The sequence below is a fragment of the Kribbella sp. NBC_00359 genome, from assembly GCF_036097425.1.
Lineage (GTDB): Bacteria > Actinomycetota > Actinomycetes > Propionibacteriales > Kribbellaceae > Kribbella.
This window is the reverse complement of the sequence record NZ_CP107975.1, coordinates 4033224-4059533: the sequence shown is the minus strand read 5'-3', so window position 1 is coordinate 4059533 and position 26310 is coordinate 4033224. Positions and strand designations below refer to the sequence as shown.

General features: G+C 68.6%; 23 protein-coding genes. 11 read left to right on the top strand and 12 right to left on the bottom strand.

The window, feature by feature from the left end; all coding sequences use genetic code 11:
* Positions 1 to 171: 171 nt before the first annotated feature.
* On the top strand, positions 172 to 897 hold the full coding sequence (locus OG876_RS19910; RefSeq protein ID WP_328526380.1) for a PaaI family thioesterase: 726 nt from the start codon (positions 172 to 174) through the stop codon (positions 895 to 897).
* Here the strand turns inward: OG876_RS19910 and OG876_RS19905 are convergent.
* The 4 genes from OG876_RS19905 to OG876_RS19890 form a co-directional block, all read right to left on the bottom strand.
* Positions 894 to 1505, bottom strand: a complete 612-nt coding sequence (locus OG876_RS19905; protein WP_328526379.1) for a CGNR zinc finger domain-containing protein — start codon at positions 1503 to 1505, stop codon at positions 894 to 896. The genes OG876_RS19910 and OG876_RS19905 overlap by 4 nt on opposite strands.
* A gap of 2 nt (positions 1506 to 1507) precedes the next feature.
* The gene (locus OG876_RS19900; RefSeq protein WP_328526378.1) at positions 1508 to 2485 is read right to left on the bottom strand and encodes an SPFH domain-containing protein; all 978 of its coding nucleotides are present in this window, start codon (positions 2483 to 2485) and stop codon (positions 1508 to 1510) included.
* The gene (locus OG876_RS19895) at positions 2485 to 2775 is read right to left on the bottom strand and encodes a hypothetical protein (RefSeq protein WP_328526377.1); all 291 of its coding nucleotides are present in this window, start codon (positions 2773 to 2775) and stop codon (positions 2485 to 2487) included. The genes OG876_RS19900 and OG876_RS19895 overlap by 1 nt, the downstream gene beginning before the upstream one ends.
* Positions 2776 to 3056: 281 nt before the next feature.
* Positions 3057 to 3779, bottom strand: coding sequence for a TetR/AcrR family transcriptional regulator (locus tag OG876_RS19890; protein WP_328526376.1), 723 nt, complete (start codon positions 3777 to 3779; stop codon positions 3057 to 3059).
* 115 nt (positions 3780 to 3894) lie between these two features.
* Here OG876_RS19890 and OG876_RS19885 point away from each other — a divergent pair, with 115 nt between their 5' ends.
* Positions 3895 to 6078, top strand: a complete 2184-nt coding sequence (locus OG876_RS19885) for an MMPL family transporter (protein WP_328526375.1) — start codon at positions 3895 to 3897, stop codon at positions 6076 to 6078.
* Here the strand turns inward: OG876_RS19885 and pdxH are convergent.
* From pdxH to OG876_RS19870, 3 genes are read right to left on the bottom strand one after another with little or no spacing between them, the layout of a single operon-like run.
* On the bottom strand, positions 6027 to 6668 hold the full coding sequence (pdxH, locus tag OG876_RS19880) for a pyridoxamine 5'-phosphate oxidase (protein WP_328526374.1): 642 nt from the start codon (positions 6666 to 6668) through the stop codon (positions 6027 to 6029). The genes OG876_RS19885 and pdxH overlap by 52 nt on opposite strands.
* Positions 6669 to 6677: 9 nt before the next feature.
* Positions 6678 to 8570, bottom strand: coding sequence for a hypothetical protein (locus tag OG876_RS19875; RefSeq protein WP_328526373.1), 1893 nt, complete (start codon positions 8568 to 8570; stop codon positions 6678 to 6680).
* A gap of 31 nt (positions 8571 to 8601) precedes the next feature.
* Complete coding sequence (locus OG876_RS19870; RefSeq protein WP_328526372.1) at positions 8602 to 9180, bottom strand: hypothetical protein; 579 nt, start codon at positions 9178 to 9180, stop codon at positions 8602 to 8604.
* Between the two features lie 161 nt (positions 9181 to 9341).
* Here OG876_RS19870 and OG876_RS19865 point away from each other — a divergent pair, with 161 nt between their 5' ends.
* Entirely contained in the window at positions 9342 to 10454 is a 1113-nt protein-coding gene (locus OG876_RS19865; RefSeq protein ID WP_328526371.1) for a citrate synthase 2, read from the top strand.
* A gap of 27 nt (positions 10455 to 10481) precedes the next feature.
* On the opposite strand, the gene OG876_RS19860 is transcribed toward OG876_RS19865, so the two are convergent.
* Positions 10482 to 11240: an AraC family transcriptional regulator gene (locus tag OG876_RS19860; RefSeq protein WP_328526370.1), complete on the bottom strand. Its 759-nt coding sequence runs from the start codon at positions 11238 to 11240 to the stop codon at positions 10482 to 10484.
* A gap of 140 nt (positions 11241 to 11380) precedes the next feature.
* Here OG876_RS19860 and OG876_RS19855 point away from each other — a divergent pair, with 140 nt between their 5' ends.
* A complete protein-coding gene (locus OG876_RS19855) occupies positions 11381 to 12244 on the top strand; it encodes a phytanoyl-CoA dioxygenase family protein (protein WP_328526369.1) in 864 nt (287 codons plus the stop codon).
* Positions 12245 to 12608: 364 nt separating this feature from the next.
* Complete coding sequence (gene serC, locus OG876_RS19850; RefSeq protein ID WP_442914142.1) at positions 12609 to 13733, top strand: phosphoserine transaminase; 1125 nt, start codon at positions 12609 to 12611, stop codon at positions 13731 to 13733.
* A gap of 626 nt (positions 13734 to 14359) precedes the next feature.
* On the opposite strand, the gene OG876_RS19845 is transcribed toward serC, so the two are convergent.
* The 3 genes from OG876_RS19845 to OG876_RS19835 all read right to left on the bottom strand — a co-directional run bounded on the left by OG876_RS19845 (position 14360) and on the right by OG876_RS19835 (position 17202).
* Complete coding sequence (locus tag OG876_RS19845) at positions 14360 to 15451, bottom strand: hypothetical protein (protein WP_328526368.1); 1092 nt, start codon at positions 15449 to 15451, stop codon at positions 14360 to 14362.
* Positions 15448 to 16764 (bottom strand): class I SAM-dependent methyltransferase, encoded by a 1317-nt coding sequence (locus tag OG876_RS19840; RefSeq protein WP_328526367.1) that lies wholly within the window; start codon positions 16762 to 16764, stop codon positions 15448 to 15450. Before OG876_RS19840 ends, OG876_RS19845 begins: the two co-directional genes overlap by 4 nt.
* A gap of 72 nt (positions 16765 to 16836) precedes the next feature.
* The gene (locus tag OG876_RS19835) at positions 16837 to 17202 is read right to left on the bottom strand and encodes a hypothetical protein (RefSeq protein WP_328526366.1); all 366 of its coding nucleotides are present in this window, start codon (positions 17200 to 17202) and stop codon (positions 16837 to 16839) included.
* 189 nt (positions 17203 to 17391) lie between these two features.
* Between OG876_RS19835 and OG876_RS19830 the strand changes: the two genes are divergently transcribed.
* Positions 17392 to 18009: a helix-turn-helix domain-containing protein gene (locus OG876_RS19830; protein ID WP_328526365.1), complete on the top strand. Its 618-nt coding sequence runs from the start codon at positions 17392 to 17394 to the stop codon at positions 18007 to 18009.
* 14 nt (positions 18010 to 18023) lie between these two features.
* Entirely contained in the window at positions 18024 to 19304 is a 1281-nt protein-coding gene (locus OG876_RS19825; RefSeq protein WP_328526364.1) for an MFS transporter, read from the top strand.
* Here the strand turns inward: OG876_RS19825 and OG876_RS19820 are convergent.
* Positions 19234 to 20340, bottom strand: a complete 1107-nt coding sequence (locus tag OG876_RS19820) for a hypothetical protein (RefSeq protein WP_328526363.1) — start codon at positions 20338 to 20340, stop codon at positions 19234 to 19236. The two genes, OG876_RS19825 and OG876_RS19820, sit on opposite strands and share 71 nt — an antisense overlap.
* Before the next feature lie 232 nt (positions 20341 to 20572).
* Here OG876_RS19820 and OG876_RS19815 point away from each other — a divergent pair, with 232 nt between their 5' ends.
* Genes OG876_RS19815 through OG876_RS19800 form a run of 4 tightly spaced genes read left to right on the top strand, consistent with a single transcriptional unit; the run spans position 20573 to position 26262 of the window.
* Complete coding sequence (locus OG876_RS19815) at positions 20573 to 21544, top strand: carbohydrate ABC transporter permease (RefSeq protein ID WP_328526362.1); 972 nt, start codon at positions 20573 to 20575, stop codon at positions 21542 to 21544.
* Positions 21544 to 22404 (top strand): carbohydrate ABC transporter permease, encoded by an 861-nt coding sequence (locus OG876_RS19810; protein ID WP_328526361.1) that lies wholly within the window; start codon positions 21544 to 21546, stop codon positions 22402 to 22404. Before OG876_RS19815 ends, OG876_RS19810 begins: the two co-directional genes overlap by 1 nt.
* Before the next feature lie 17 nt (positions 22405 to 22421).
* Entirely contained in the window at positions 22422 to 23732 is a 1311-nt protein-coding gene (locus tag OG876_RS19805; RefSeq protein WP_328526360.1) for an ABC transporter substrate-binding protein, read from the top strand.
* Positions 23733 to 23742: 10 nt separating this feature from the next.
* Complete coding sequence (locus OG876_RS19800; RefSeq protein WP_328526359.1) at positions 23743 to 26262, top strand: hypothetical protein; 2520 nt, start codon at positions 23743 to 23745, stop codon at positions 26260 to 26262.
* Positions 26263 to 26310 lie beyond the last annotated feature (48 nt).

Sequence of the window (26310 nt, the reverse complement as noted above, 5' to 3'; positions counted from 1 at the left end):
GTAATCTCCGAGAATTCCTCAGATTTCTCTGAAACTCCTTCCTTCCCACGGTTCTGGGCACTCACACTTCCTCTTCGTCAGCATCTTCGGCCCAAGATCGGCTCCGCCGGTCGCGATCACAGTCCGTCGCCGCGCGGTCGGCATGCGTGACTGGTACTAGGGTCGGGGCCTATGAATCTGGTGCGGGTCGAACGGCGGTTCCAAGGACCGGAGCGGTCGGGCAACGGCGGGTACGTCGCCGGTCTGGTAGGGACCGCGTTGGCCGGGAAGATCGGGCCGGACGTGGTGCCGAAGGTGACGTTGCGGATGCCGCCGCCGTTGGAGAAGGAGCTGGAGCTCGCCGCGGATGCCGATGGCGCGCGGCTGCTGGATGCGGACAGCCTGGTGGCCCAGGCCGTGCCGGTCGACGGCGACTTCCTGGCGGACGCGACGATCGACCCGGTCCTGCCGGAAGAGGCTCGGGTGGCGGAGGCGGCGTACCGCGGGCTCACGGATCACCCCTTCCCGACGTGCTTCGTGTGCGGGCCGGCCAATGCTCGCGGTCTGCAGCTCAAGCCGGGGCCGGTCGGCGACGGGCGTACGGCGTGCACCTGGAAACCGGCCGCCGACCTGGCACGCCACGACGGGCTGGTCGACGAGATCTTCCTGTGGTCCGCCCTGGACTGTCCGGGCGGCTGGACGATCGACCTGGAGGGCCGCCCGTCGGTCCTCGGCCAGCTGACGGCCTGCATCGACGCGCGGCCACAGGCCGGCGAGGAGTGTGTCGCGCTCGGCCGCTACCTCGGCGAGGACGGCCGCAAGACCTTCACCGCCAGCACCCTGTACGACGCCGACGGCCGGGTGCTCGCCCGCGCCCGGCACACCTGGATCACCGTCGACCCAGCGGCCTTCAACTAACGCGTCCGCGCGGCGTGCGCCCGCACCTTGGCCCGGTTGCCGCAGGTGGCCATCGAGCACCAGCGACGGCGTCCGCGCGGATCGAGGAACAGCCAGCCGCACGACTCCCCCGGGCACACGCGCACGTGTGCCCGGGACGGACCGGTGAGCAGCTCACCGGCGAGCAGCGCGAGGTGGTCGAGCGGCTGGGCGAGATCCTCCGGCAACTCCCACCCGGCACCCTCGTCCGTCGGCACCAGACGCCGCCGCCCGGATGCCCGCTCGATCACCCGCGCCACCGCCTCGAACGACCCATCGGTCGCCTCGCCGGTCAGGACGTCGTACAGGTCGACCCGGAACTCCAGCGTCGCGTTCAGTCGCCGCGCCGCCTCGGTCGGCTTGCCGCCGGCCTGCTCGATCAGCCGGAACACGGTCGCCGGCCGCAACAGGCCGACGTACGACGTCCAGATCAGGAAGGCCTCGTACGACGTCAGCCACTCGGTCCGGGCCGGGCCACGGGTGGTCCAGTCGGACCGGGTGTTGACGAAGTCGAGCACCGGGTCCATGCCGACCGGTTTGGGCAGCACGACGCCCTGCACGAGCTCGAGATGTGACGGCAGAGCGGACATGGCTAGCGTGGTTGTTCGGTGGTTGGCTGCGTGGTGGGCGTGGTCGGCACCGGGATGCTGACGTTGCCGTTCTGCGGGATCACCATGAACTGGATCTTGCCCGACTCGATCGCGGTCTTCAGCAGGTAGCCCTGCGCGCCGAGCATCGCGACCTGCTGCTTGACCGACTGCAGCTCGACGTTGACCTGCTGGTTCTTCTGCTCCTGCGTGGCCTTGGCCAGCTCGGCGCGCTGCTTGGCCTCCAGGCCGTCGATGATGCCCTTGTCCAGCGGCGTCGGCTTCTGGATCGTGAACGACAGCTCGCCGCAGTCGTTGCTGCCGTTGTACGACGGTCCGCAGAAGTAGTCACCGCCGACGGCGGCCGGCAGCAACCGGGTGAACTCCTGGGCCGCCGCGGTCTGGAAGGTGGCCTTCTTCGACTCGTTGTTGTAGAGCTCGGCCCAGCCGTAGTTCGTCGCGACCGCGGCCAGCGCCCGGTCGATCTGCGGGCGGAAGTAGCTCTGCAGCATGTCGTTCCAGCCGCTCTCCTCGTACGCCTCGGTCTTCAGGCCGATCCGCTCGTGGAAGGACTTGATCACGTCCTTGTCCCGGTTCAGCGTGAAGTAGACCTGGACCCGGACGCCGAGCCGGACGTTGTCCTTGCTGACCACAGTGACCTCGTCGGCCGCGTCGGTGTCGGCGGCGTCGCCGCCGATGATGTACGAGCGCTGGTCGATCGGGTAGGTGTACAACGTGTCGCCCGGACCGATCAGCTTGTTCGTCGAGCCGGGCGGGATGATCGACTTGAACTTCTTGGCCTCGACCACGCCGCCGCCGTAGTGCAGGCCGATCCGGTTCGTGTCGGTGCTGGCGAAGTTGAAGATGTTGGCCAGCACGATGATCACGATGACGACGACGATGATGCCGCCGATCACCTTCGCCTTGACGCTGCCACCACCCTTGGGCTTGATCGCGGCAGCAGCGGTCCCCAGTTTTGCCATTACTCGTCGAGCTCCTTGCGTTCCACCAGTCGCCGGATGTCGGCGAGGGTCAGGTCTGCGGTGACCGCGACGTCGCGCGGCACCGACGGATGCGAGCTGAGCGTACGCAGGCCCTGCTCGGCAGCCGCGACCGCCCGTTCCAGCGTCCTGACCTCGTGCATCAGCGCCCGATGCTCGGCGTTGACCTCGGCCAGCGCCCGCTCTGCCAGGGCGGCCCGGCGGTACGACGCCCACGCGAACCAGCCGGTTCCGACCAACAGCACGATCACCGGGAGGCCAAGTCTGATCATGGCTCCGATTGTCGTTCATCCCTGGGCGAAAACCGGTTGAACCGTGGACCGCCGGACAGTAAGTTCGCAGTACACGCGAAGGGAGGTGGTCCAACGCATGAATTGCTATCGGACTCGTGAGGTGGCGGCGGGTTGACCGCCAACCACTAGTTAGTGGGCAAGTGGTCGGCCAATTCAACGCCAGCCACCGGGCCCGCGGGCAGTCAGGTCAGTCCGCCTGACCCAGAGTTTCGGCCACCCGGTCGCGTTCTGGAAGCGCCCGCGGGCTTTTTACTGCCCTCCTACTGCTCTGGTAGCGGGCAGTCGAGACCCAGGGCCTGCCCGATCTCGAAGAGCTGCGCCTCGAAGTAGGCGGCGGCATCCGGCAGCACCCAGTGCAGCTGGCCGAACACCTCCATGCAGATCAGGCCGTACAGCCTGGTCCAGTAGGTCAGCGACAGGTAGATCGCTCCGGGCGGCATGCCGTGGAAGTGCTCCGACTCCTGCGTGAGTTGGGCGACCAGCGCCGGGCCGAGCGCCTCGTCGGGCGGGTACGGGAACGGCTTCCAGTGCCAGATCTGCGCCACCAGCTCCTTGAACACGGCACCGAACCGCATCGCCGCCTGATGCCCGGGGGTGTCCGCGTGATCCTCGTCGTACGGGTTCGGGATCGCGGTGCCGAACAGCAGCGCGAACTCGGACGGATGCGCCACCGCCCAGTCCCGCAGCCCGTTGGCCAGCAGATACAGCCTGGCGCCCAGATCGATGTCCTCGTCGGTGCTCTGCAACTCCACCAGCGCCGTCGTCAGCTCGTCATACAGGTCGGCGATCAGCGCGCCGATGAGTGCCTCGTGGCTCGGGAAGTACCGGTAGAGGGCCGGCGGGGTGAGGCCGAGTTCGCGGGCGACCGCGCGCAGGCCGACCGCGGCCGCGCCACCGCTGACCAGCAACCGGCGGGCGGCCGCCTTGATGTCCGCCAGCGTCGCCGCCCGCTGCCGGTCCCGCCGGCTCGCACCGAACTCCACCCGAAAACTCTCCTTGACATGGCCGTAGAGCAGGTGTCTAGAGTTAACACCGTTAACAGTTAACGCTGTTCACTCAGGCCCCGACCGCTCAAATCTACGCCCTGGGGGAGATTTCGTGTTCGAGACGCTCGGCCACTTCACGTATCGGCGCCGCCGGCTGGTGCTCGCCCTGACCGCGGCCTTCGTCGCCCTCGGGCTGGCGTGGGGCACCGGCGTGTTCGGCTCGCTGGCCAACGGCGGCTTCGACGCGCCGGACACCGAGGCCGCCCACGCGGTCGCCACGATCGAGCAGAACATCGGCCGCACCGGCACCGATGTGATCGTGCTGTACGACGGCGGCGCGAAGACGGTGTCCGATCCCGCCTTCCGGCAGTCGGTCGAGAGTCACCTGTCCGGATTGCCGGCCGCCGACGTGACCGGCACCAAGACGTACTGGAACACCAAGTCCCCGATGTTCGTGTCCAAGGACCAGCACAGCACGTACGCCGTACTCACGCTGGCCGGCGCGGATCAGGAGGCCCGGCTGGCGACGTTCCACCGGATCGCCGACAGGGTCCGGACGGCGCCACCCGGGCTGGACGCCAAGGTCGGCGGGGAGATCGCGGTGTTCGACGAGGTGAACACGCAGACCGAGCACGACATCGTGCGGGCCGAGACGATCTCGACGCCGATCGTGCTGGTGCTGCTGGTGGTCGTCTTCGGCGGTCTGGTCGCGGCGTCGTTGCCGCTGTTCGTCGGCGCGCTCGCGATCCTGGGCGCGTTCGTGCTGCTGCGCGGGCTGTCGGCGGTCACCGACGTGTCGATCTTCTCGATCAACATCGTCACGATGATCGGGCTCGGGCTGGCGATCGACTACGCGCTGTTCATCATCACCCGGTTCCGCGAGGAGCTTGCCAAGGGCAATGATGTGGAGACCGCGCTGACGGCGACGATGGCGACGGCCGGACGGACGGTCGCGTTCTCCGGCGTGACGGTCGGGGTCGCGATCAGCAGCCTGGTGCTGTTCCCGGTGATGTTCCTGCGCTCGATGGCGTACGGCGGTGCCGCCGCGGTCGTGGTCGCGATGATCGCGGCGTTGACCGCACTGCCCGCGCTGCTCGCCGTACTGGGGCATCGGGTGAACAACCTGCGGATCTTCAAGCAGCGGAGGGCTACCACCGAGCATGGTGCGTGGTATCGCCTTGCGCACAGTGTGATGCGGCGGCCGGTGCGGTATGTGCTCGTGCTCGTCCCGGTGCTGCTGGTGCTCGGGATTCCCTTCCTGTCGGCGCAACTGGGTGGCGTCGACCATCGAGCGCTGCCGTCCGGCGCGACCTCTCGAACGGTGACCGAGACGCTGCAGCGCGACTTCGCGGGAGCTGGTGGGTCGGACATCTTCGTGGCGGTGCGGTTCTCGTCGCCGCCTGCCGATCCGGCTGCTTCGTTGTCGCCGTACTTGGAGTCGCTGCGGCAGATCGGTGAGGTCGATGATGTCCGGATCGGTGGCTATCAGAACGGTGTCGCCTCGGTCGTCGTGCACACGCACTACACCGGACAGGAGCTGCCGGCGCGAGCTGTCGTACACAGTGTGCGGGCGGTCGCTCCGCCGGTCGGGACGCAGACCGAGGTCGGTGGTGAGACGGCGGCGGTGATCGATCTGCTCGATGTGCTCAAAGAGCGCGCGCCGTACATGGCCGGGTTCATCGTGCTGGTCACGTTCGTCCTGCTGTTCGTTGCCTTCGGCTCCTTCGTGCTCCCGGCCAAGGCGCTGGTGATGAACGTGCTGTCACTCTCGGCGGCGTTCGGGGCGATGGTGTGGATCTTCCAGGACGGGCATCTGTCCGGGGTGCTCGGCTTCACCTCGGCCGGGTTCCTCGACGCGACCAATCCCGTGCTGCTGTTCGCCGTACTGTTCGGGCTCTCGATGGACTACGAGGTGTTCCTGCTCAGCCGGATCCGGGAGGAGTACGACCGGACCGGCGACAACACCCAGGCGGTGGCGCTCGGGCTGCAGCGGACCGGCGGGATCATCACCAGCGCCGCGTTGCTGCTGATCATCGTCGTGGCCGCGTTCTCCACGTCGGGCATCGTGTTCGTGAAGATGATCGGGGTCGGGCTGGTGATCGCGATCGCGCTGGACGCGACCATCGTGCGGGCGCTGCTGGTGCCGGCGACGATGCGGCTGCTCGGGCGGGTGAACTGGTGGGCGCCGAAGCCGCTGGTGCGGTGGTGGTCGCGGTACGGGTTCCGTGAGACCTCAGAGGCTCCTCAGGGTTGGAGTCTGAGCAACTCCCAGCCGGACGAGTTGGTCCGCCGGTAGGCCAGGCGGTCGTGCAGGCGGCCGGTGCGGCCCTGCCAGAACTCGAACGCCAGCGGCTCGACGAGATAGCCGCCCCAGAAGTACGGCGTCGCGATGTCGGTGCCCTCCGGCCACTGCCGCTCGTACGACGTGTACTGCAGGTCGAGCTCCTCGCGAGACTCGACCGGCTGGCTCTGCTGCGAGGCCCACGCGCCGAGCTGCGACCCGCGCGGGCGACTGGCGAAGTACTCGTCGACCTCGTCGGTGGGGAGTTTGGTGACGGTCCCTTCGACGCGGACCTGCCGCTCCATCGCGTGCCACGGGAAGACCAGCGCACAGTGTGGGTTCGCGGCCAGGTCGTCGGCCTTGCGCGACTGCTGGTTGGTGTAGAACACGAGACCGCGTTCATCGACTCGCTTCAGCAACACGGTCCGCGCCGACGGGCGCCCATCGGCGTCCGCGGTCGCGAGCACCATCGCGTTGGGCTCTGGCAGCCCGGCCTCGGTCGCCTGCGCCAGCCACGTCTGGAACTGCACGACCGGATCGGAATCAACCTGACTCTCGAGCAGCTCCCCTAGCCCGTACGCCCGCCGCATCTCCGCAAGATCCACACCCTGAGCCTACTTACGTCCGAACCTGCTGCGGCGGTAGGCCCGCCACAACTTGGTGCGAGTCAAGGCGCGGACCAGCGGACTGCGGGTACGGCGTCGTACCGGCGGTTTCGGCACGGGTATCTCGACTCGGACGATCGGTGGCGCGCCGGCCGGAAGATGGTGGTTGACCTCCGCGAGGTGGTCGTCGAAGGTGGCACGCCAGAGAGCTTGGCGAAGGGTGGCTTCGGCGGCGGCTGAGCTTGCGCCGGCTGCGGATGCGGCCCACAAGGTGTTGAGAGCGTGGGCGTCGAAGCCCTCGACGTCGGTCAGGAGCGCTTCGATGAGTTCGCTGTCGGCTGCCTCGGCGAGGGCGCGGACTCTGGCCGGGGCTCGGCGCGGTGTGGCCGCGGTCGGCTTGAAGAAGGGGATGTCGGCCCACTCGGGGACGAGGCGGCGGACCAGCGCGCTGTGGAGCGCGTTGTCGACGCGGTGCGCCGGATCGAGCGCGAAGGCGGCCCGGACGAACGCCGGGATCAGCAGGGGCGACACGACTCCACTACGCTCCCCCGTCGTACCCCATCTGCGCAGCCGTTCGACGACGTAGAAGTAGTCGAGCATCGTCGCGTTCTGGATCCCGCCGTGCACCGCGGTCAGCAGGACACGCTCGATCTGCTCGCCCACCGCGGCCCGGGCCGGTTCGCCCGGCCCCGCGGTCGGCGTCAGCCGGGTCTGCAGACGGTTGCCGAAGGCATGCAGTTTCCGTTGCAGCGGGAGCTCGTCGAGCTGCAGTACGTCGGCCGGATAGAAGTGGCCGTGGGCAACTTCACCACCGGCTCCGCCGATCGCGAGGTGATCGACCGTGGTGAGATTCTTCGGCGGCGCATGGAACAGGTAGCTCGCGGGCCGGAGCCCTTCCGCGTACCGGTGCCAGCGCCGCGCGCGCTCCACCAGCTCGAGCGGCTGCGGCTTGACCGGCTGCGGTCGCACCGGTCCGCCCGGCGGCTTGCGGCTGACGACATGCTCGACCGTGCCAGGAAACGCCTGGACGAGTGACTCCGCCACCTCGACCTCACCCGGCACTGCGTCGTGGCTGTTCAGTTTGAGATCCACGCCGGCGGCCAGGAACGCCGCAGCCACCACTCTGGAGTCGCGACCACCGCTGAGGTCGACAGTAGGTCTGCCGGGCCACAGTCGTCCCACAGACCGCGCCACGTCCTGCAGTGCCTCGGCGGTCTCCTCCACCGTGTCCGGACTGTCCGTCGACCACACACTGGTCGTCTCGATCCGGCTGACCGTCCGTTGCCGACGGCTGCCGTCGGCAACGATGTGTGTCGCCCCGGGCACAGCCAGCACACCGTCGTACGGCGTGCTGTCGTCCATGAACCAGCCGCACGCCGCAGCGAAGCTCCAGCCGCGTGGAGCCGCCGCAGCCGGCACACCGGCGAAGAGCAGGGCGGCGACGGGGCGGTTGCTCCACACCCAGCCGTCGGACAGCCGTAACTGGAAGAGGCGGCCGACGCCGATGGAGTCGGTGAACAACTCGAGCCGTTCCTCGGCCGGGTTCAGCACGGCCATGGTGAACGGTGGCGCCAATTCCAGGAAGCTGGCCGGAGTACGCCGTACCGCTTGAGCCAGCCGACCAGGAGCGTCGTACGGCGAGACGTCGCCGACGACACGTTGATAGCCGAGTGGGGTGTGCAGGCTGGCGACGCGGAGATCACCGGTGTCGTGCCAGGACGGCCAGAAGCAATGGCCGTCGTACCGGTCCCACACGTGCAGTCCGACCGTGCTGCCGTCGTACCCCTGGTGTTTGGCCTCGTGGTTCCACAGGTCGCCGTAGTACGCCTCGACGCGGGCGCGGCCCGCGGCAGCCCTCACCACGCTGTCGTGAGAGAAGGTGTAGGCGATCAGCGTTTCCATGCAGAGCCTGATGCGTGCTCTGCGGGGAAAGTTATCGCGGCGGCTGACCCGGGTACTGCTGCGGATGCTGTTGCTGGCCCGGGTACGGCGGTTGTTGCTGCTGGCCCGGGTACCCACCCCACTGCTGCGGTGGTTGCTGCGCCGGGTAGCCCGACTGGTTACCGCCGCCCTGCAGCACTCTGGCCACCTTGGCGTCCGCGACCCAGCGACCGATACCGCCGACGAGCAACACGACTCCGATGAACAGCACCGAGCTGTCCATCAGCAGGTACGGCGGAATCTTGGAGCCGGGGACCTGGAAGAGCGTGAGCAGGTCGGACACCCGGTTGATCGGCGCCACCTGGACGAACAGCCCGGCCAGGGCCATCACAGCGCCGGCTCCGACCATCACTCCGGCGCCGATCGTGCGGCCCGCCATCAGCAGGCCGAGCACAGCGGCGATGAGGAGCAACAGCACGAGCCATTGCAGACCGTGCCGGACGACGCTGTCGAACGTGACCTGACGGGCGATCTGCAGCCGGGCGCCGGCGTACGAGGCGCCGACGACAGCGGCGTAACCGGCAATGATCCCGAGCATGAGCCCGAGGGCGGGATTGGGCTTGGCGGCCATGGCGTCGAGAGTAGACCCGCGACCGGTCCACGGCGCCGACGTGCCGAGCTGGTCACAGATCTGTCCGGAGGTTACCGGCGAGAACTATGCTGCCTGGGCGCCTATCGGTGCGCGCGGTCTCTGGTGGGCCGGGTGCGCCGCCACGAGGACGAGGGAGTCGCATGTCAGATCCGAGGACCGAGGTGCAGCACGGGCTGGAAGGCGTGGTCGCGTTCGACACGCAGATCGCCGAGCCGGACAAGGAAGGTTCGGCGCTGCGCTACCGCGGCGTGGACATCGAGGACCTCGTCGGCCGGGTGCCGTTCGGTGCGGTCTGGGGCCTGCTGGTCGACGGTGCGTTCACCCCGGGCCTGCCGCCGGCCGAGCCGTTCCCGCTGCCGGTCCACACCGGTGACATCCGGGTCGACGTGCAGTCCGCGCTGGCGATGCTCGCTCCCGCCTGGGGTCTGCGGCCGCTCTACGACATCGACGACGTACAGGCTCGCGACGACCTGTCCCGGGCCGCGGTGATGGCCCTGTCGTACGTCGCCCAGGCGGCTCGTGGCATCGGGCATCCGATGGTGCCGCAACGCGAGGTGGACAAGGCGAAGACGATCACCGAGCGGTTCATGATCCGCTGGCGCGGTGAGCCGGATCCCAAGCACGTGCAGGCAGTGGACGCGTACTGGACGTCCGCGGCCGAGCACGGCATGAACGCGTCGACGTTCACCGCGCGCGTGATCGCATCGACCGGTGCGGACGTCGCTGCCGCTTTGTCCGGTGCGGTCGGTGCGATGTCCGGGCCGTTGCACGGTGGGGCGCCGGCGCGGGTACTGACGATGATCGAGGGCGTGGAGCGCAGTGGCGACGCCAGTGCGTACGTGAAGGGTCTGCTGGACGCCGGCGAGCGTTTGATGGGCTTCGGGCACCGCGTGTACCGGGCAGAGGACCCGCGCGCCCGAGTGCTTCGCCGTACGGCGCGAGAGCTGGCGGCACCGCGTTACGAGGTGGCGCAGGCGTTGGAGCAGGCCGCGCTGGCAGAGCTGCGCGAGCGGCGGCCGGACCGAGTGCTGGAGACCAATGTGGAGTTCTGGGCGGCGATCGTCCTGGACTTCGCGGAGGTGCCGCCGCCGATGTTCACGTCGATGTTCACTTGTGCCCGGACTGCCGGGTGGAGCGCGCATGTGCTGGAGCAGAAGCGCACCGGCCGCCTGATCCGTCCGTCGGCGATCTACTCCGGTCCCGCCAGTCGCCCAGCCACTTCCATCGAGGGCTGGAACTCGGACTGGGCCTAACGGTCCTGGCTCTACCCGGTCCTGGCTCTACCGGTCCTGGCTTGGCGACCGGCCGGTGCGTTGCTTGTACTGGCGGCTGAAGTACGGGACGTCGGTGTAGCCGAGCGCGGCGGCCGTCTGGGTCACCGTCATCCCTGAATCGGTCAGTAGTTGGTGAGCGCGGTCGATCCTGGACTGGATCAGGTACTGCGCGGGCGACATCCCGAGCTGTGCGACGAACCTCCGGGTGAACTGCGCCCTGGAGAGTGCGGCCCGGCGAGCCATCTCCGTGACGGTCCAGTCGTGGCTGGGATCCTGCCGGATCTGCCGCGCCACCTCGTCCACAGCCGTGTCGGTCACACTCCGCCCGGGGTTGTGGACCGCGTCCCAGATCACCCCGAGCAGTTGCTCCAGACACAGCTCCGCCTGCCGCCTGCCCAACGCATCCCGCCGCCGGTACGACGCGTCGCAGGTCCGCGCGAGTACGCCGAGCAACTCGCGATCCATCACCTCGCCCCACCGCGGGTCCTGAGCCACCCTCGGGTGGTCGACCTCGAAATGCATGCCGAACACCAGCAAGCGCCGGCGCGGATCATGGGTCGCTCGCGGGGCGTCGCCCGGCGCGAAGACTGCACAGACGCCGGGGCGCAACTCCTGTTGGTCGTCGTTGAGCTCCAGCCGGCCACGTCCGTCCAGCACGCACCACAACAGATGGTCCTGGAGCGGACGCGACGTCCAGGACCAGCTCGGCTCGCAGCGCCAGAACGTCGGCGGTGACAGCAGAGTGATCCGCAAGGGCGCGTGCACTGCCGGATGATGCGACAAAAGTTCAACACCTCGCGTGAATCGTCCGTGGTCGGCCGGCGGCGATCGGTCGGAGAATTGCTGTGCCAGGACCAGAGTAGGCGGTCCCGGCGGGAGTGGCGGATCGAGTGCGGGAGTTGTGGATGAGCGTTTCGTACAACATCGACGAGCAGGCCGGCGCGGCGTACAAGGCGGAGTTCGACGAGACCGGGTACACGCTGGTGCGCGGACTGTGGAGCGAGGACGAGGTCGATCGGCTGCGGGACCACTACATGGAGGTGCGCCGCCGTGGGACGAACCCACACGACTTCGCCGGGCACACCGCGACCGACCGGGATCCGCTCAAGCGGTACCCGCGGATGGCGCAGATGCACCGCTGGGACGATGCCTCGCTGGAGTGGATGATCGACCCGCGGATCGATCGGGTGATGACAGCGCTGCTCGGCAGGTCGCCGTACGCGGTGCAGACGATGATCTACTTCAAGCCGCCGGGTTCGCGGGGGCAGGCGCTGCACCAGGACAACTTCTACCTGAAGGCCGACCCCGGTACGTGCGTCGCGGCGTGGATGGCGCTCGACCGGGTCGACCGCGCGAACGGCTGCCTCGAGGTCGTGCCCGGCAGTCACCGCTGGCCGATCCTGTGCACCGAGAAGGCGGACACCACGGTCAGCTTCACCGACATCACCGTCCCGCTGCCTGAGGCGGGCGCCGCCGTACCCATCGAGATGGAGCCGGGCGACGTCCTGTTCTTCCACGGCGCCCTGGTCCACGGCAGCGCTCCCAACGTCACCACCGACCGCTTCCGCCGAGCCCTCATCGGCCACTACATCCAAGGCGAAGCCGAGAAGGTCGCCCAGTACTACCACCCGGCGCTGCGGATGGACGGCTCCGAGCTGCCACTCGACGTCGCCGAAGGCGGCGGCGCCTGCGGCGAATGGACCGACACCCCGGACGGCCCCGTAGCCCGCCTAACCGGCACCCAAACAATCACCCGCAAACACGAGTAACCCAACTCCCCCGCCGCACTCGGCCCACCCTTCCCCGGCCCACCCCACCTCGGTCCGACGCCCCGATCCCGGCCCAGCCCATCCCGGCCCGGCTCGCCCCGACCCAGCCCACTCTGACCCGGCCCACCTCCGACCCCCCCGGCCACCCCGACCCCGGCCAGCTCGCCCCGGCCGACTCGCACTCCGGCCGACTCGCACTCCGGCCGGCTCGGACCCCGGCGGGGCGGTCGCGCATCCGAGCGGCTTGGTTGATTGGGTGGGGTGGGATGAGACCCGGGGGTGGGGGTTGTGGTGGGTGTGGGAGGATGGGGTGCGCTGACAGCGTCGTCGGCTTTCTGAACGCAGACGACGAAGGGAAACGCTGGTGACCAGCGAGATTCTGATTCCTGCAGAGCTCAAGCCCGCTGACGGACGCTTCGGGGCCGGGCCGTCGAAGGTGCGGCCGGAGGCTGTGGCCGCGCTGGCGACCGAGGGCGCCAAGCTGCTCGGTACGTCGCACCGGCAGGCGCCGGTGAAGAACCTGGTGGCCCGGGTGCAGCAGGGTGTGTCCGACCTTTTCCAGCTGCCGGACGGGTACCAGGTGGTGCTCGGCAACGGCGGCTCGACCGCGTTCTGGGACATCGCGACGTTCGGGCTGATCCGGGAGAAGAGCCAGCACCTGAGCTTCGGTGAGTTCTCGTCGAAGTTCGCCAAGGCCGCTCAGCTCGCGCCGCATCTCGCCGACCCGACCATCGTGAAGTCCGGCCCCGGCACGCGCCCCGTCGCGGTCGCCGAGGCCGGCGTCGACCTGTACGCGTGGCCGCACAACGAGACCTCCACCGGCGTGATGGCGCCGGTCAAGCGGGTCGAGGGCGCCGACGAGGGCGCGCTGGTCGCGATCGACGCCACCTCGGGCGCCGGCGGCCTGCCGGTCGACATCAACGAGGTCGACGTCTACTACTTCGCGCCGCAGAAGTGCTTCGCCTCGGACGGCGGTCTGTGGATCGCGCTGATGAGCCCGGCCGCGCTGGCGCGGGTCGAGGAGATCACCGCGTCCGGCCGGTGGATCCCGGCGTTCCTGGACCTGGCCACCGCGATCGACAACTCGAGCAAGCACCAGACTTACAACACTCCGTCGCTGGCCACGTTGTTCCTGATGGCGGAGCAGACCGACTGGATCAACAACCAGGGCGGCCTGGAGTGGAGCGTCGCCCGGACGACCGACTCGAGCACCCGGCTCTACACCTGGGCCGAGAAGTCCGACTACGCGACGCCGTACGTCGAGGACCCGGACGCCCGCTCGCTCGTCATCGGCACCGTCGACCTGGACGACGCGATCGACGCCGCCGCGGTCGCGAAGACGCTGCGCGCCAACGGAATCGTCGACACCGAGCCCTACCGCAAACTCGGCCGCAACCAGCTGCGCGTCGCGATGTTCCCCGCGGTGGACCCCGACGACGTCGAAAAGCTCACCCAAGCCATCGACTTCGTAGTCGACCGCCTGAAGTAACCCCGCCGCACTCGCAACGCACACCCCAGACCGGCCCGGACGAAACAGCCGCCGACCCCAACCCGGGGTCGGCGGCTGTTTGTTTGTCCACCACCTGCCGCTGCCGCAGCCATCGCCCGTCCGTGCAGGTAGCTCCCAGCCGCTGCTTTGCAGGTTGCCTCCCACCTGACCGCGGCGGCCAAGCAAAGCACCGCCTGTGAGCGGCGTGGCTAAGCGCCGCACACCAGGGTGGGTGGCACCGGGGCGGCCGAGCGGGGTGGCACGGGTGGGCTGAGCTGGGTGGCGCGGAGTCGCGGGAGTGGGTGGCGCAGGTGGACGAGCGGGGGAGCGCGGAGTGGCGGAGCCCGGTGGCGTCGGGATGGCCGAGTTGGGTGGCGCCGGGTGGGCGCGCGGGAGGGTGTGGGGGCGTGCGCGGCCGACTGCGCAGGTGGTGCGGGGATGCCGGGGCTACGAGTGGGAGCGCCGGCGGGGTGCGGGGTGGGCGCGCAGGAGGTGTGGGGGCGTGCGCGGCCGACTGCGCAGGTGGTGCGAGGGCCGGGGCTACGCGTGGGAGCGGCGGGGGGTGCGCGCGCGGGAGGGTGTGGGGCGGGCGGGGCCGACTGCGCAGGTGGTGCGAGGGGTCGGGGTTAGGAGTGGGAGCGGCGGTGGGGGGTGCGGGGGGTTTGGCCGGTTAGGCGGGCGTTTTCGGCCATGCGGTCGAGGCGTTCGCGGCGGCCTGGGGGGAAGGTGACGATGGTGATGATGAGGGCGAAGAGGGCGGCGCCGATGAGGATCCAGCGGAGGTTGTGGTTCTTGCCGGTTTCGCTGTTGGCGTCGGCGCTGCTGGCGGGCTTGGGGGTCGCGGAGGCCGCGGGTGGTGTGGCCGCGGCGGCTTTCGCGGGGATCTGGACCTGGTAGACGGCCGAGTTGGTGCCCTCGGTCCCGACGAGGACCGTGGTGTCGGTCGGGCCGACGGCGACGCTCTCGCCTTGGCCGAACGCGACAGCGGTGCGGGCGATCGCGGTAGGGGTGTCGCCCCAGGCGACGGTGGCTACATCGACGGTCGTTCGCAGCACGACGCGCTGACCGTCCGGCAGGAACGTGCCGTCGGTGATCACGCCCGACGGGGCCGGGGCGAGCTTGGAGAGCTCGTTCGTGCCCTGGCGGCTCGGTGCCGGTGGCGCCGCGTAGATCGCGCCGGTGCCCTTCGTCGACTTCGTGACGATGTAGAGCTGGTTCGTCCCGGGCTCGACCAGCAGGGTCTCGGCGTCGTGCGGACCGTCGGGGTAGGTGAAGTCGAACCGGTGGTACTTGACGCTGTCGGAGTCCTTCAGCGTGGCCGGCTCCGGGATCGTGTAGATCTCGATCATGTCCCGGTTGACCTTGTTGTCGCCGATGTCCGCGATGTAGATCGTGCCGTCGCGGTCCACCCCGACCGCCTCGATGTCCTGCACCTGGGCCTTGAACCCGAGCTCCACCTTCAACCTGCCGGTGGTGTCCAGGCCGAACACCCGGACGCCGTCAGTCGTCGCGTTCGCCGTCCAGTAGAGGTCGTCATGCTTCTGGCTCTTCGCCAGCCCCGACGGGTCCTTGATCCGGTCGTCCTTGATCGTGAACAGCTTCTTCGGCGGCGTCGGGTCCGCGGTGGTGGTGGCCGACGCGGAGGTGGGCACGGCGACGCCGGCGAGCGTGAACAGGGCCGCGGCGGTCAGGGCGAGTACCGTCCGGAGCTGTCTCACGGCATCACCTCGGAGCCGGCTGCCTGTTCTGGTCCGGCCTCGGCGGCCGGCGGGAGCAAGAGCTGAGCCAGGCGCGGTGTGACCTGCCAGTCGGCGATCAAGGTCTGGTACTCGGACTGCACGTCGGCACTCGGCTTGGCACCGGTCCGGGCGGCGCGGAGGAGCAGGTTGCGCGGGGTGTGCTGACTGTCCACGAACTGCACGACCTCCACTCGGTATCCGACCTGCCTCAGCACCGCCGCCCGCAGAGAATCCGTCAGGACGTCGGCGAACCGCTCACGAACGATGCCATATCTCGTCATCAGCGCATAAGGCGCCGGTGGTGAGACGCTCTTGAGCTGCTTTTGGATGTCGTGATGACAGCACGGAGCCGCGAGCACCAGCGGAGCCTCCCAGCCGACCGCCCGGGCCAGCGCGTCGTCGGTCGCCGTGTCGCACGCGTGCAGCGCCAGTACGACGTCCGGGCGTACGTCGAGCTCCGCGGCCTGGATGGTCGCGTCGACGAAGCGCAGGTGATCCTGCCAGCCGAGCGCCTCGACCACCCGGGTGTTCCGCTTCCGGGCGGCCGGGTTGTGATCGATGCCGGTCATCCGGACGTCGTGCCCGGCCGCGGACAGCAGGTGATACGCGGCCAGGGTGAGGTAGGCGTTGCCGCAACCGAGGTCGACCACCTGCAGCGGCCGGCCGGTCGTGATCCTTCCAGCCGAGACAGCCTCGTCCAGGGCAGGCGCGAGCAGCTTGCAGAACTCCTCGATCTGCTTGTATTTCGCCTGCCGCGACGGCTTCACCCGGCCCTGGTGGTCGCTGATGCCGAGCTCGATGAGGAACGGCGCGGCCGGGTCGAGCACACGCTGCTTCACCCGGTCGTGGCCGGTCTCCTGCTCGCGGCTGTCCTCCTGCCGGTGCAGCAGTTCCTTACCCTTCTTGGTGTAGCGCAGCCGCAGTGTCTCGGTGGTCGTCTCGACATGCCACGTCCCGTACGGCAGGTCGAGCAGTTCGTCGACGGCCTTCTCGCTGTCCGACGCCGCGACGTTGCGCGTGTGGGCCTGGCGCTCGTCGTACTCGGTGATCTGCAGGTGGCGCTGCCCTTTCAGATCGACGTACCTGAGCTCGATCCGGAGGTAGTGCGGTGCCTCCGCGCCGCGGCGACGGCCGGACGCGAGCGCGCGAACGAGACCGGTCTGGTCCAGTAGCGCCGCCCGGATCACCTCCCACGCGCCGGGCTCCGGCGGTGGCGCCGGGGCCGGATCGCCGGACGTGGCCCGCGGATCCAGTGCCGGGCCGCTGGGATCCGGGTGCACCTCTGCCTGCATCGCGCCATTGTCGCCGACCGCTCTGCCGGATCACAAAGAGGTCTCGCCCACAGCCGGTTGTGGAGTCGGGACTCATCGCAGTTTCTCGTCCTCCGGGAGGAGGCCGAGGCCGCGCAGGCGCGTGGCGATGCCGCCCTCCTGGCGGCCGAGGGCGTCGACCAGCTGGTCCTTGGTCGCGCCGTTGCGATACATCTCGGTCAGGGTCTCCTCGTCGGCGGCGGACCACGGGCGGAACGCGTTCGGATGGTTCTTGCGGGCGGCCTTGATCTTGCGGGTCATCGAGCGGGGGTCCATCAGCTCCAGGGAGCGGATCCGGGCCTGGCGGTGCCGGCCGACCTCCTCGCCCTCGCGCCAGAACACCACCGCCCCGTCGTCGAACGTCATCAGGTCGGCGGGGACGTCGCAGTAGTCGGCGTCCTCGAGCATCACTCGCAGCATGGGTTGATCTCCGTTTCATGGTGCGGACCGGGCGGCCTCGAGGGGCGCGCCCGGTCCCTGTCTCACCGGAGAAGATGCCGCGATTCCACCCCGCCCCGACGACCGATTCGCAACCTGTGGACAACCGATCGCACAACTCATTTGCAAAAACTCTTTGCAAACTGTCTTTGCAGTCCTACGATCGACAGCATGAGCGAGACGCCCGGCGACGAGAACCCCCGCGACAAGAACGCGCAGGACGAGAACGCCAAGACCGTCCGGCTGGATCGGCACCTGGTCCGCGCCCTGGCGCACCCGATGCGGAACCGGATGCTCGGCCTCCTGCGGGTCTACGGGCCGCAAACGGCCACCACGCTGGCGGGCCGGCTCGGGGTGAACACCGGCGCGACCAGCTATCACCTTCGTCAGCTGGCCGAGGCGGGCCTCGTGGAGGAGGACGACAGCCGCGGCAACGCGCGCGACCGCTGGTGGAAGGCGGCACACCAGGGGACGGAGTTCGACGCGGCCGAACTGCTGGACCAGGAGCCTGAGCTGGCGCTGGGGTTCTTGCACGGCGTCGGACAGTCGTACGCCGAGAACATGTTCGCCTTCATCGACGCGATGCAGACGATGCCGCCCGAGTGGCAGGAAGCGAGTCTGCTGTCGGACTTCCTCTTCCATCTGCGGCCCGACGAGCTGGCCGCGATGATGCGCGAGGTCCTGGCGGTGTTCGAGAAGTACAAGACGCCGGATCTGACGGCGCCGCTGCCCGAGGGGGCCGAGCACGTGACGGTGCAGATCCAGGCGTATCCGCGCGAGACCCGCTGAGCGAGGTGAGGGACGTGGGTGCGGACAAGCGGTACCGGGCGCCGCTGGTGGCCTTCCTGGTGGCGAATGTGGTGTCGATCTGTGGCACTCGGGTCAGTGCGATCGCCATCCCGTGGTTCGTCCTGGTCACGACCGGTTCCCCGGTGAAGACCGGGATCGTGGCGCTCGCGGAGATGGCACCGCTCGTCCTCGTCAAGGCGGTCGGCGGCCCGCTGATCGATCGGGTGGGCGCACGACGGGTCAGTGTGATCGCGGACGCGGCCAGCACGGGCGTCGTAGGTCTGGTGCCACTGCTCCACACCATGGGCGCGTTGTCGTTTCCCGTACTCCTCATCCTGGTAGCCATCGCAGGAGCGCTCCGCGGCCCGGGCGATGCGGCCAAGGCGACACTGATCCCCGACATCGCCCGAGCGGCACAGGTCCCGTTGGAGCGGGTGACCGGGCTCGAGAGTACGACGGAGCGCCTGGCCAGCTTCTTCGCCTACGCACTCGCCGGCGGCCTGATCACGCTCGTCGGTACGGTCAACGCCCTCTGGATCGACGCAGCGTCTTTCGGCGTCTGCGCCGTACTGATCTACCGCTGGATCCCCAAGCACCAGGAGAAAACGGTCATCACCGAGGACGGCTACGGCCGGCGCCTCCTGGAGGGTTGGCGGTTCCTCCGCAAGGACAAGTTGATGATGCCGCTGGTCCTGATGATCGCCGTGACCAACCTGCTCGACGCGGCAGTCGGCGCCGTACTGCTGCCGGTCTGGATCAAGGACCACGGCTTCGGGCCCGGGCACACCAGCCTGATCCTCACGTCGTTCGGTGTGACCGCCACGCTGTTCGCGTTGCTGGCGTCGGCCGTCGGCGAGCGCATCCCGCGCAAGCTGGTCTTCACGCTGGCCTTCCTGATCTGTGGCGCGCCGCGCTTCGTGGTGATGGCGTACGACGCTCCCGTCTGGGCACTCATGGCCGTCTATGCAGTCGGTGGTGTCGGAGCCGGCTTCATCAACCCGGTGCTCGGTGCACTGTTCATCGAGCGGATCCCGCGACAGATGCTCGGCCGGGTGAACTCACTGGCCGAAGCGGTCTGCTGGACCGGTGTGCCACTCGGCGGAATCGTCGCGGGTGCTGCGATCGCCGGCATCGGCCTGGCGCCCGCACTGCTCGCGGCCGGGGCGGTCTACCTCGTCGCGACCATGTCACCGGTGCTGATCGGCCGCCACGAGAACTGGAAAGCTACACCGGATCCGACGGATCCCGAGGGAACGGAGGCTGATCAGGATCCGGTGGCAGTGGGTGCGTCTTAGCCCTCGTCACCTCGGTCGCCTTACGCCGCATCCGGTCGCGCTCGGCCTTCAGCAGCCCGAGCAGCACCAGGTCGAGCAACATCCCGCCCACCGCCGCGAACTGCGTCCCGGCGAACTGGAACACCTGGGTCATCAGCAATGACACCAGCACCGCGAGCTCGAACAGCCGGACCGCGCGGACCCGGTTCCCCTTCCGCAGTTGCCACGCACCGCGCGCCGTGAACGTTGCCGACAGCAAGCTCCCGGCCGCCACCCCGAGCACCGGGATGTCGGCGACCAGCCCGTTGTCGAACCGGATCCCGGCCGCGATCGCGGGCGCGCCGATCGCCTGGACGACCAGGACGGTGACTGCGATCGCGGGCGCGAGCGGATGCGTGGCCAGCCGGTCGAACCCACGCATGATGGTCCGCCACAGGGCGTCCACCGGAGCGGCCAGCTCCACCTCGTCGGCCGGACACGCGGCCAGCAACTCCCGGGTCTCGCGGCGACCGGCAACGTCCGGACCCACTCGGCGGAGCTCCTCCGATGCCTGCGCCAACCGGCGCCGGGACAGACCGCCCGCCACCCCCTCCACCGCGTGGTCGATCACGTTGGCCAGTTGCTCACGCGGGTCGATCGGCCGCCGCGTGGTGAGGAACCGGGTCGCGAGCACGATCAGCACGAAAACGACGTACACGATCGCCGCGGTCGGTTGGTAGAAGTAGTTGTTGTCCGAGGTGATGAACTTCCCGACCTCGTCGATGAACAGGCCGAACCCGACCCCGCCGACCAGGGCGGCCGCGGGCCGTACGACGGGACCGACGTACCCGAGCAACAGCGAGATCGCGACCAGCATCAGCAGGCCGCCCGGGAGCACGTGGGCGATGTGCAGGCCTTTCCCGCCGATCTGCGGGTAGCCGCTCAGGCTGAGGATCAGGCGGGTGACCAGCACCGTCGCCACGCCGGCCACCACGAAGGTGGTCAGATGCTCCCCCGACCGCACGTTGCGGACCAGGCCGGCCCTCATCAGGTACGACGACCGCGCACTGGAGCTCATGCGCGAGAACCTTAGCGGGCGGCGGCTGTTCCAGGCTTATGAATACGAATGCACTCCGCTCTTGCGCATCGTCCGACGGCGTCCTAATCTCTCGCGTAGTGGAACACCATTTCCACCAAGCGGTAAATCCCGCCCACCGGCCGGAGTCCTTCACGTCGCCCGATCCGAAGGCTCCGGCACTTTTCCGACGCACTTCTACATCGGTGAAGAAGGCCCCTGAGAGGAGGCCACCATGAGCATGAGGACCGAGATCTCTGCTCCGGCAGGCCGCGAATCGACGGCCGGCGTCCCGGCCGGCGGCACCCCGGCAACACGGCTCAAACCCAGCAGGCGGCGTGACCGGGTCGCCTATCTCTTCCTGGCCCCGTGGTTCTCCGGCCTGCTGGTGCTCACGGCCGGGCCCCTGCTCGGGTCCCTGTATCTGTCGTTCACCACGTTCAACCTGCTGCAGCCACCCGCGTGGAACGGCTTCGGCAACTACGTGAAGATGTTCACCGACGATCCGCGCTACCTGCAGTCGTTGAAGGTCACCTTCATCTACGTCGCGCTGACGGTCCCCCTGCAGCTGGGATTCGCCCTGGCGGTCGCCGTGATGCTGAACCGCCCGTTGCGTGGGATGGCGTGGTACCGGTCGATCTACTACATCCCGTCCCTGCTCGGCGGCAGTGTCGCGATCGCGGTGATCTGGGGACAGCTGTTCGACGACGACGGCGTCCTGAACAGCTTCCTCGCGTTCTTCGGCGTCGCCGGACGCAGCTGGATCTCCAACCCCGACACGGCTCTCTACACGCTGGTGCTGCTGAACATCTGGCAGTTCGGCTCGCCGATGGTGATCTTCCTGGCCGGGCTCAAACAGATCCCGCAGGAGCTGTACGACGCGGCTTCGGTGGACGGGGCGAGTGCCTGGCGACGGTTCTGGTCGGTCACCGTCCCGCTGCTGACACCGATCATCTTCTTCAACGTCGTGCTGCAGATCATCCAGGCGTTCCAGGCCTTCACCCCGGCGTACGTCGTGAGCGGCGGCAGCGGTGGACCGTCGGACTCGACGTTGTTCTACACGCTTTACCTGTACCAGCAGGGTTTCACGAACCTGAACATGGGCTACGCCTCCGCGATGGCGTGGGCGCTGCTGCTGATCATCGCCACCTTCACGCTGATCAACTTCGGGCTCGCCCGCCGCTGGGTCTACTACGAGGACCGCTGATGACAACTCTTCTGCAAAGCTCGGTACGCCGGGGTCGCGGGCGGAGGTGGCTGACTCACCTCGCGTTGATCGCCGGCACCGTGGTGATGGTCTATCCGCTGCTCTGGATGGTCGGCGGGTCCTTCAAGGACGAGCGCGACATCTTCTCCCAGCTCAACCCGTTCCCCAGCTCGCTGGACCCGCGCAACTACATCGCCGGCTGGACCGCGACCGATCCCACCTTCACAAGGTTCTACTTCAACTCGCTGCTGATCGCCGTACTCGCGGTGGCCGGCAACGTGATCGCCTGCACGCTCACGGCGTACGCGTTCGCCCGGCTGGAGTTCCGCGGCAAGAAGGCCTTCTTCGGCATCATGCTCGGCTCGATCATGCTGCCGGCGCACGCGCTGCTGATCCCGCAGTACGTGCTGTTCTTCCACCTCGGCTGGGTGAACACCTATCTCCCGCTGGTGGTGCCGAAGTTCCTGGCCACCGACGCGTTCTTCATCTTCTTGATGGTCCAGTTCATCCGCACCATCCCGCGCACGCTGGACGAGGCCGCGATGATCGACGGCTGCGGCAAGGTCCGCATCTTCAGCCGGATCATCCTGCCGCTGACCGGTCCGGTGCTGATCACCACCATGATCTTCACCTTCATCTGGACGTACAACGACTTCTTCGCCCAGCTGATCTACCTGTCCTACCCCAGCAGCGAGACCGTACCGGTCGCTCTGCGGCGGTTCGTCGACGCGACCGGCGACTCGTCGTACGGGCAACTGCTGGCCATGTCGGTGCTGTCGCTGGTGCCGACCTTCATCGTCTTCCTCCTCGCCCAGCGCCGGATCGTCGAAGGCATCGCCACGACCGGCCTGAAGGGCTAGCCCGAAAGGAACCAGCCATGACCACACACCTCAGCCGGCGGCGCTTCCTGCAGGCCGGACTCGCGGCCGGCGTGCTCGCACCGCTGCTGTCCGCCTGCAACCTCGACCCCGCGGCCAAGGACGCAAAGGAGTCGGTCCGGTTCAGCAGCTACGGCGACCCGACCAAGCTCGGCCTGCGCAGCAAGCTCGCGGACCAGTACACCTCGAGCCACCCGAACGTGAAGATGGTCTTCGAGGGCACCGCGACCGCGGAGTACTGGGACAAGCTCGCCACCCAGATGGCCGGCGGCAACGCCCCCGACGTGATCAACATCGACATCGCCCGGATCGGCCAGTACGGCGCGGCGGGCGCGTTGCAGTCGCTGCAGAAGTACATCCCGGACACCATCGACACGAAGCCGTTCGACAAGAACCTGCTCAGCCAGGGCCAGTTGAAGGGCGAGCAGTTCGGCATCCCGGTCGCGATGGGCGCCTACAGCATGGGGTACGACGTGACCGTGCTCGACCGGCTCGGTCTGGAGCACCCGAAGGAGACCTGGACCTGGGCCGACTTCGCGACCCTGGCCAACCAGATCCGGCAGAAGTCCGGCCAGAAGATCTACGGCGCGGAGGACCCCAGCGGGGACACCGCCTCGTTGCAGATCTTCCTGCGCGGCAAGGGTGAGGACCTGTACAAGGACGGCGCGCTCGCCTTCACCGCGGACTCGCTGACCGAGTGGTTCGAGTACTGGGCCGCGCTGCGGGCCACCGGCGGCACGATCCCGGCCGACATCGCGGCACAGGCGAAGTACGGCGACTGGCCGACCTCGCCGCTGGTCAAGCAGCAGGCGGCGCTCGCACACATCCACACGCCCAACCTCAAGGGCGGTTTCCAGGATCTGACCAAGAACACCATCGACATCACGCTGCCGCCGCGGGACACGAAGGGCGGCAAGTGCGGGACCTTCCCGGCTCCGAGCAGCTATCTGTCCCTGAACGCCAAGAGCCAGCGCGCGGACGACGCCGCGGCGTTCATCAACTGGTTCGCCAACGGCGAGGAGGCCGCGAAGACCCTGCGGCTGATCAGCGGACCGCCCGCGTCTGCAGAAGGCCGGGATGTGCTGCTGAAGGGCAGTGACCTGTCGGCGAGCGAGAAGCAGGTGCTGGCCTACACCGACCTCGCACTGAAGAACGCTTTCGCCCCGCCGGAGGCCAGTCCGGCCGCCTCGACCGCCGTCGGCGACCTGTTGCTGAAGACCAGCCAGGACATCGCGTTCAAGAAGATCTCGATCCAGCAGGGCGTCCCGAAGTTCCTGGCCGACGCCGGCAAGACCCTCGACGGCAAGTGATTGGAGCCCTATGAACGAGCAGAACCCTGTCACCACCGGCCGCACCGCCACCTGGGCAATCGAGCAGCTCGTGCAAGCCCTGGCGGAGCGGGGAATCGCCGCCGCCGACCCACCGGTCCGGCTGGCCACCCCCGACGAGGTCCCCGCCGCGGACCTCGCAGCTGTGCCCGAGTCGTACGCCGTACTCCGTGTCGACGACGAGATCGTTGTCGTCAGCAACGATGAGACCGGCCTCCGGTGCGGCGTGCTCGAACTCGCGGACCGAGTCGCCGCGGGCGAGGATCTCGCCGGTACGACGCCGTTCGCCGAGCAGCCCGCCGTACCCGTCCGGGGTGTGGTGCGGTCGTTCTCCAGCGTGGACGAGGACCTGTCCTGGTTCCACGACAAGCAGTTCTGGACCGACTACCTGACCTGGCTGGCCGCGTCCCGGTTCAACCGGTTCCACCTCGCTCTCGGCATGCAGTACAACTACGGCGCTGATCGGCATGGCGCCACCGACAACTACCTGTGCTTCGCCTATCCGTTCCTGTTCGACGTGGACGGCTACGACGTACGGGCCGAGGGCGTCGGAGCGGACGAGCAGAAGCGCAACCTGGAGATGCTTCGCTTCATCGCCGCCGAGAGCAAGCGGCGGGGGCTGAAGTTCCAGCTGGGCCTGTGGAACCACGCGTACGACTACGGCCGGGACTCGGTCCACCGCTACCCGATCACGGGCATCGGCCCGGACAACCACGCGGCGTACTGCAAGGCCGGCATCGCCCAGTTGCTCGCCGAGTGTCCCGACATCGACGGGCTGACGTTCCGGGTGCACTACGAGGGCGGCATCCCCGACGATCGTCACGAGATCTTCTGGCGGGCGGTGTTCGAGGGCGCGAACTCGGCCGGCCGGCCGCTGGAGATCGACATGCACGCCAAGGGTGTCGACCAGGCCCTGCTCGACGCCGTCGACCTACCGAACCTGTCCGCGGTGCTGTCCGCGAAGTACTGGGCCGAGCACGTCGGACTGCCGTACCACCAGGCCTCGATCCGGGTCAAGGAGGCGGCCAAGCCGATCCCCGCCGGGCATGAGATGAAGGGCATCACCGAGTTCTCCCGCCGGTTCACCCGCTACGGCTACGGCGACTTCCTGCGCGAGGACCGGACCGTCGACCTGATGTTCAGGGTCTGGCCGGGCACCCAGAAGCTCTTGGCCTGGGGCGATCCCGCGATCGCGGCAGGCTACGGGCGGTTGTCGACGTTCGGTGGATCCCGCGGTGTCGACCTGTGTGAACCCCTGTTCTTCAAGGGACGCCACGGCAGCGGCGAACCCGGCATGCGCGACCCCTACATCCGCGAAGACCTCAAGCTGCCCGGCAACCGGGAGTGGACCAAGTACCGCTACGGCTACCTGCTGTGGGGGCGGCTCCTCTACAACCCCGATGCCGAGCCCGAGACGTGGCGTCGCCATCTCCGGTCGACGTACGGCGAGGCCGCGGCGGACGTGGAGGACGCCCTGAGCCCGCTCAGCCGGATCCTCCCGCTGGTGACCGTGGTCCACGGCGTCGGCGGATCGAACAACGGCTACTGGCCGGAGGTGTACCTCAACCTCCCGATCTCGTCGCAGGTGCACTCCGATCACTACGCCGGCGACACCGATCCGCCGGCGAACTGGGGTGGCGTCAGCCCGTTCGACCCGACCACCTTCTACGCCATCGACGAGTACGTCGCGGCGCTGGCCGGCGGTGAGCTCTCGGCGAAGTACACGCCGCTGGAGGTGGCCGCGTGGATCGAGCAACTGGTCGCCGACGGGGAGCAGGCCCTCGACCGCGCCAAGCAGACTGCGGACCAGTCGGACGCGCAGGTTCGCAGGGTTCTCATCGATCTGGAGGTCCTGGTCAGGTTGGGCCGGTTCTTCGCCGGCAAGTTCCGGGCCGCGGTCGACTACTCGACCTATCGGACGACCGGGGAGGTCGGTTCGCTGGAGTCGGCGCTGCGCCACTACCGGCCGGCCCGGGACGCGTACGCCGAGATCCCGGCGATCGTGGACGGCGTCTATCGGCCGGATCTGCGGTTCGGGATCGAGGCCTCCGAGCACGGTCACTGGGCGGACCGGGTCCCGGCCATCGACGCCGATCTGGCGGCCCTCGCCGAGGAACTGCAGGAGGCGGCAGACCCGCAACCAGCAGCGGCGTTGCCTGCGGCGCCGGCCCGGCCGGCCACGCCGGGAGTGGACCACGCGGTGCCGGAGAGCTTCGAACGGGGCGAACCGGTCACGCTCTCGCTGGAGGTGGTGGATCCGGCCGTGGTCGGCGCGACGCTGCACTACCGGCACGTGGACCAGTCGGAGTCCTGGCTGCAGGTCCCGATGGAGCTATCCGGGCAGACCTTGTCAGGCACGATCGACGGTGGCTACACGGCCTCGACGTACCCGCTGATGTACTTCTTCAGCGTGCTGCACCGTGACGGCGGACAAGCGCTCCACCCCGGCCTGGCTGCCGACCTGTCGAACCAGCCGTACGTCGTCCTGGGGTCCGCGACCGTCAGCGAATGACCGCCGCGATCACCACGATCGCGACAAGCGCCGCCAGGACAACAGAGG

Excerpts from the sequence above, each read along its gene's own strand:
- OG876_RS19910 (WP_328526380.1), top strand. The coding sequence starts at position 172 with ATGAATCTGGTGCGGGTCGAACGGCGGTTCCAAGGACCGGAGCGGTCG.
- OG876_RS19905 (WP_328526379.1), bottom strand. The coding sequence starts at position 1,505 with ATGTCCGCTCTGCCGTCACATCTCGAGCTCGTGCAGGGCGTCGTGCTG.
- OG876_RS19900 (WP_328526378.1), bottom strand. The coding sequence starts at position 2,485 with ATGGCAAAACTGGGGACCGCTGCTGCCGCGATCAAGCCCAAGGGTGGT.
- OG876_RS19895 (WP_328526377.1), bottom strand. The coding sequence starts at position 2,775 with ATGATCAGACTTGGCCTCCCGGTGATCGTGCTGTTGGTCGGAACCGGC.
- OG876_RS19875 (WP_328526373.1), bottom strand. The coding sequence starts at position 8,570 with ATGGAAACGCTGATCGCCTACACCTTCTCTCACGACAGCGTGGTGAGG.
- OG876_RS19870 (WP_328526372.1), bottom strand. The coding sequence starts at position 9,180 with ATGGCCGCCAAGCCCAATCCCGCCCTCGGGCTCATGCTCGGGATCATT.
- OG876_RS19865 (WP_328526371.1), top strand. The coding sequence starts at position 9,342 with ATGTCAGATCCGAGGACCGAGGTGCAGCACGGGCTGGAAGGCGTGGTC.
- OG876_RS19855 (WP_328526369.1), top strand. The coding sequence starts at position 11,381 with ATGAGCGTTTCGTACAACATCGACGAGCAGGCCGGCGCGGCGTACAAG.
- OG876_RS19840 (WP_328526367.1), bottom strand. The coding sequence starts at position 16,764 with ATGCAGGCAGAGGTGCACCCGGATCCCAGCGGCCCGGCACTGGATCCG.
- OG876_RS19835 (WP_328526366.1), bottom strand. The coding sequence starts at position 17,202 with ATGCTGCGAGTGATGCTCGAGGACGCCGACTACTGCGACGTCCCCGCC.
- OG876_RS19830 (WP_328526365.1), top strand. The coding sequence starts at position 17,392 with ATGAGCGAGACGCCCGGCGACGAGAACCCCCGCGACAAGAACGCGCAG.
- OG876_RS19820 (WP_328526363.1), bottom strand. The coding sequence starts at position 20,340 with ATGAGCTCCAGTGCGCGGTCGTCGTACCTGATGAGGGCCGGCCTGGTC.
- OG876_RS19815 (WP_328526362.1), top strand. The coding sequence starts at position 20,573 with ATGAGCATGAGGACCGAGATCTCTGCTCCGGCAGGCCGCGAATCGACG.
- OG876_RS19810 (WP_328526361.1), top strand. The coding sequence starts at position 21,544 with ATGACAACTCTTCTGCAAAGCTCGGTACGCCGGGGTCGCGGGCGGAGG.
- OG876_RS19805 (WP_328526360.1), top strand. The coding sequence starts at position 22,422 with ATGACCACACACCTCAGCCGGCGGCGCTTCCTGCAGGCCGGACTCGCG.
- OG876_RS19800 (WP_328526359.1), top strand. The coding sequence starts at position 23,743 with ATGAACGAGCAGAACCCTGTCACCACCGGCCGCACCGCCACCTGGGCA.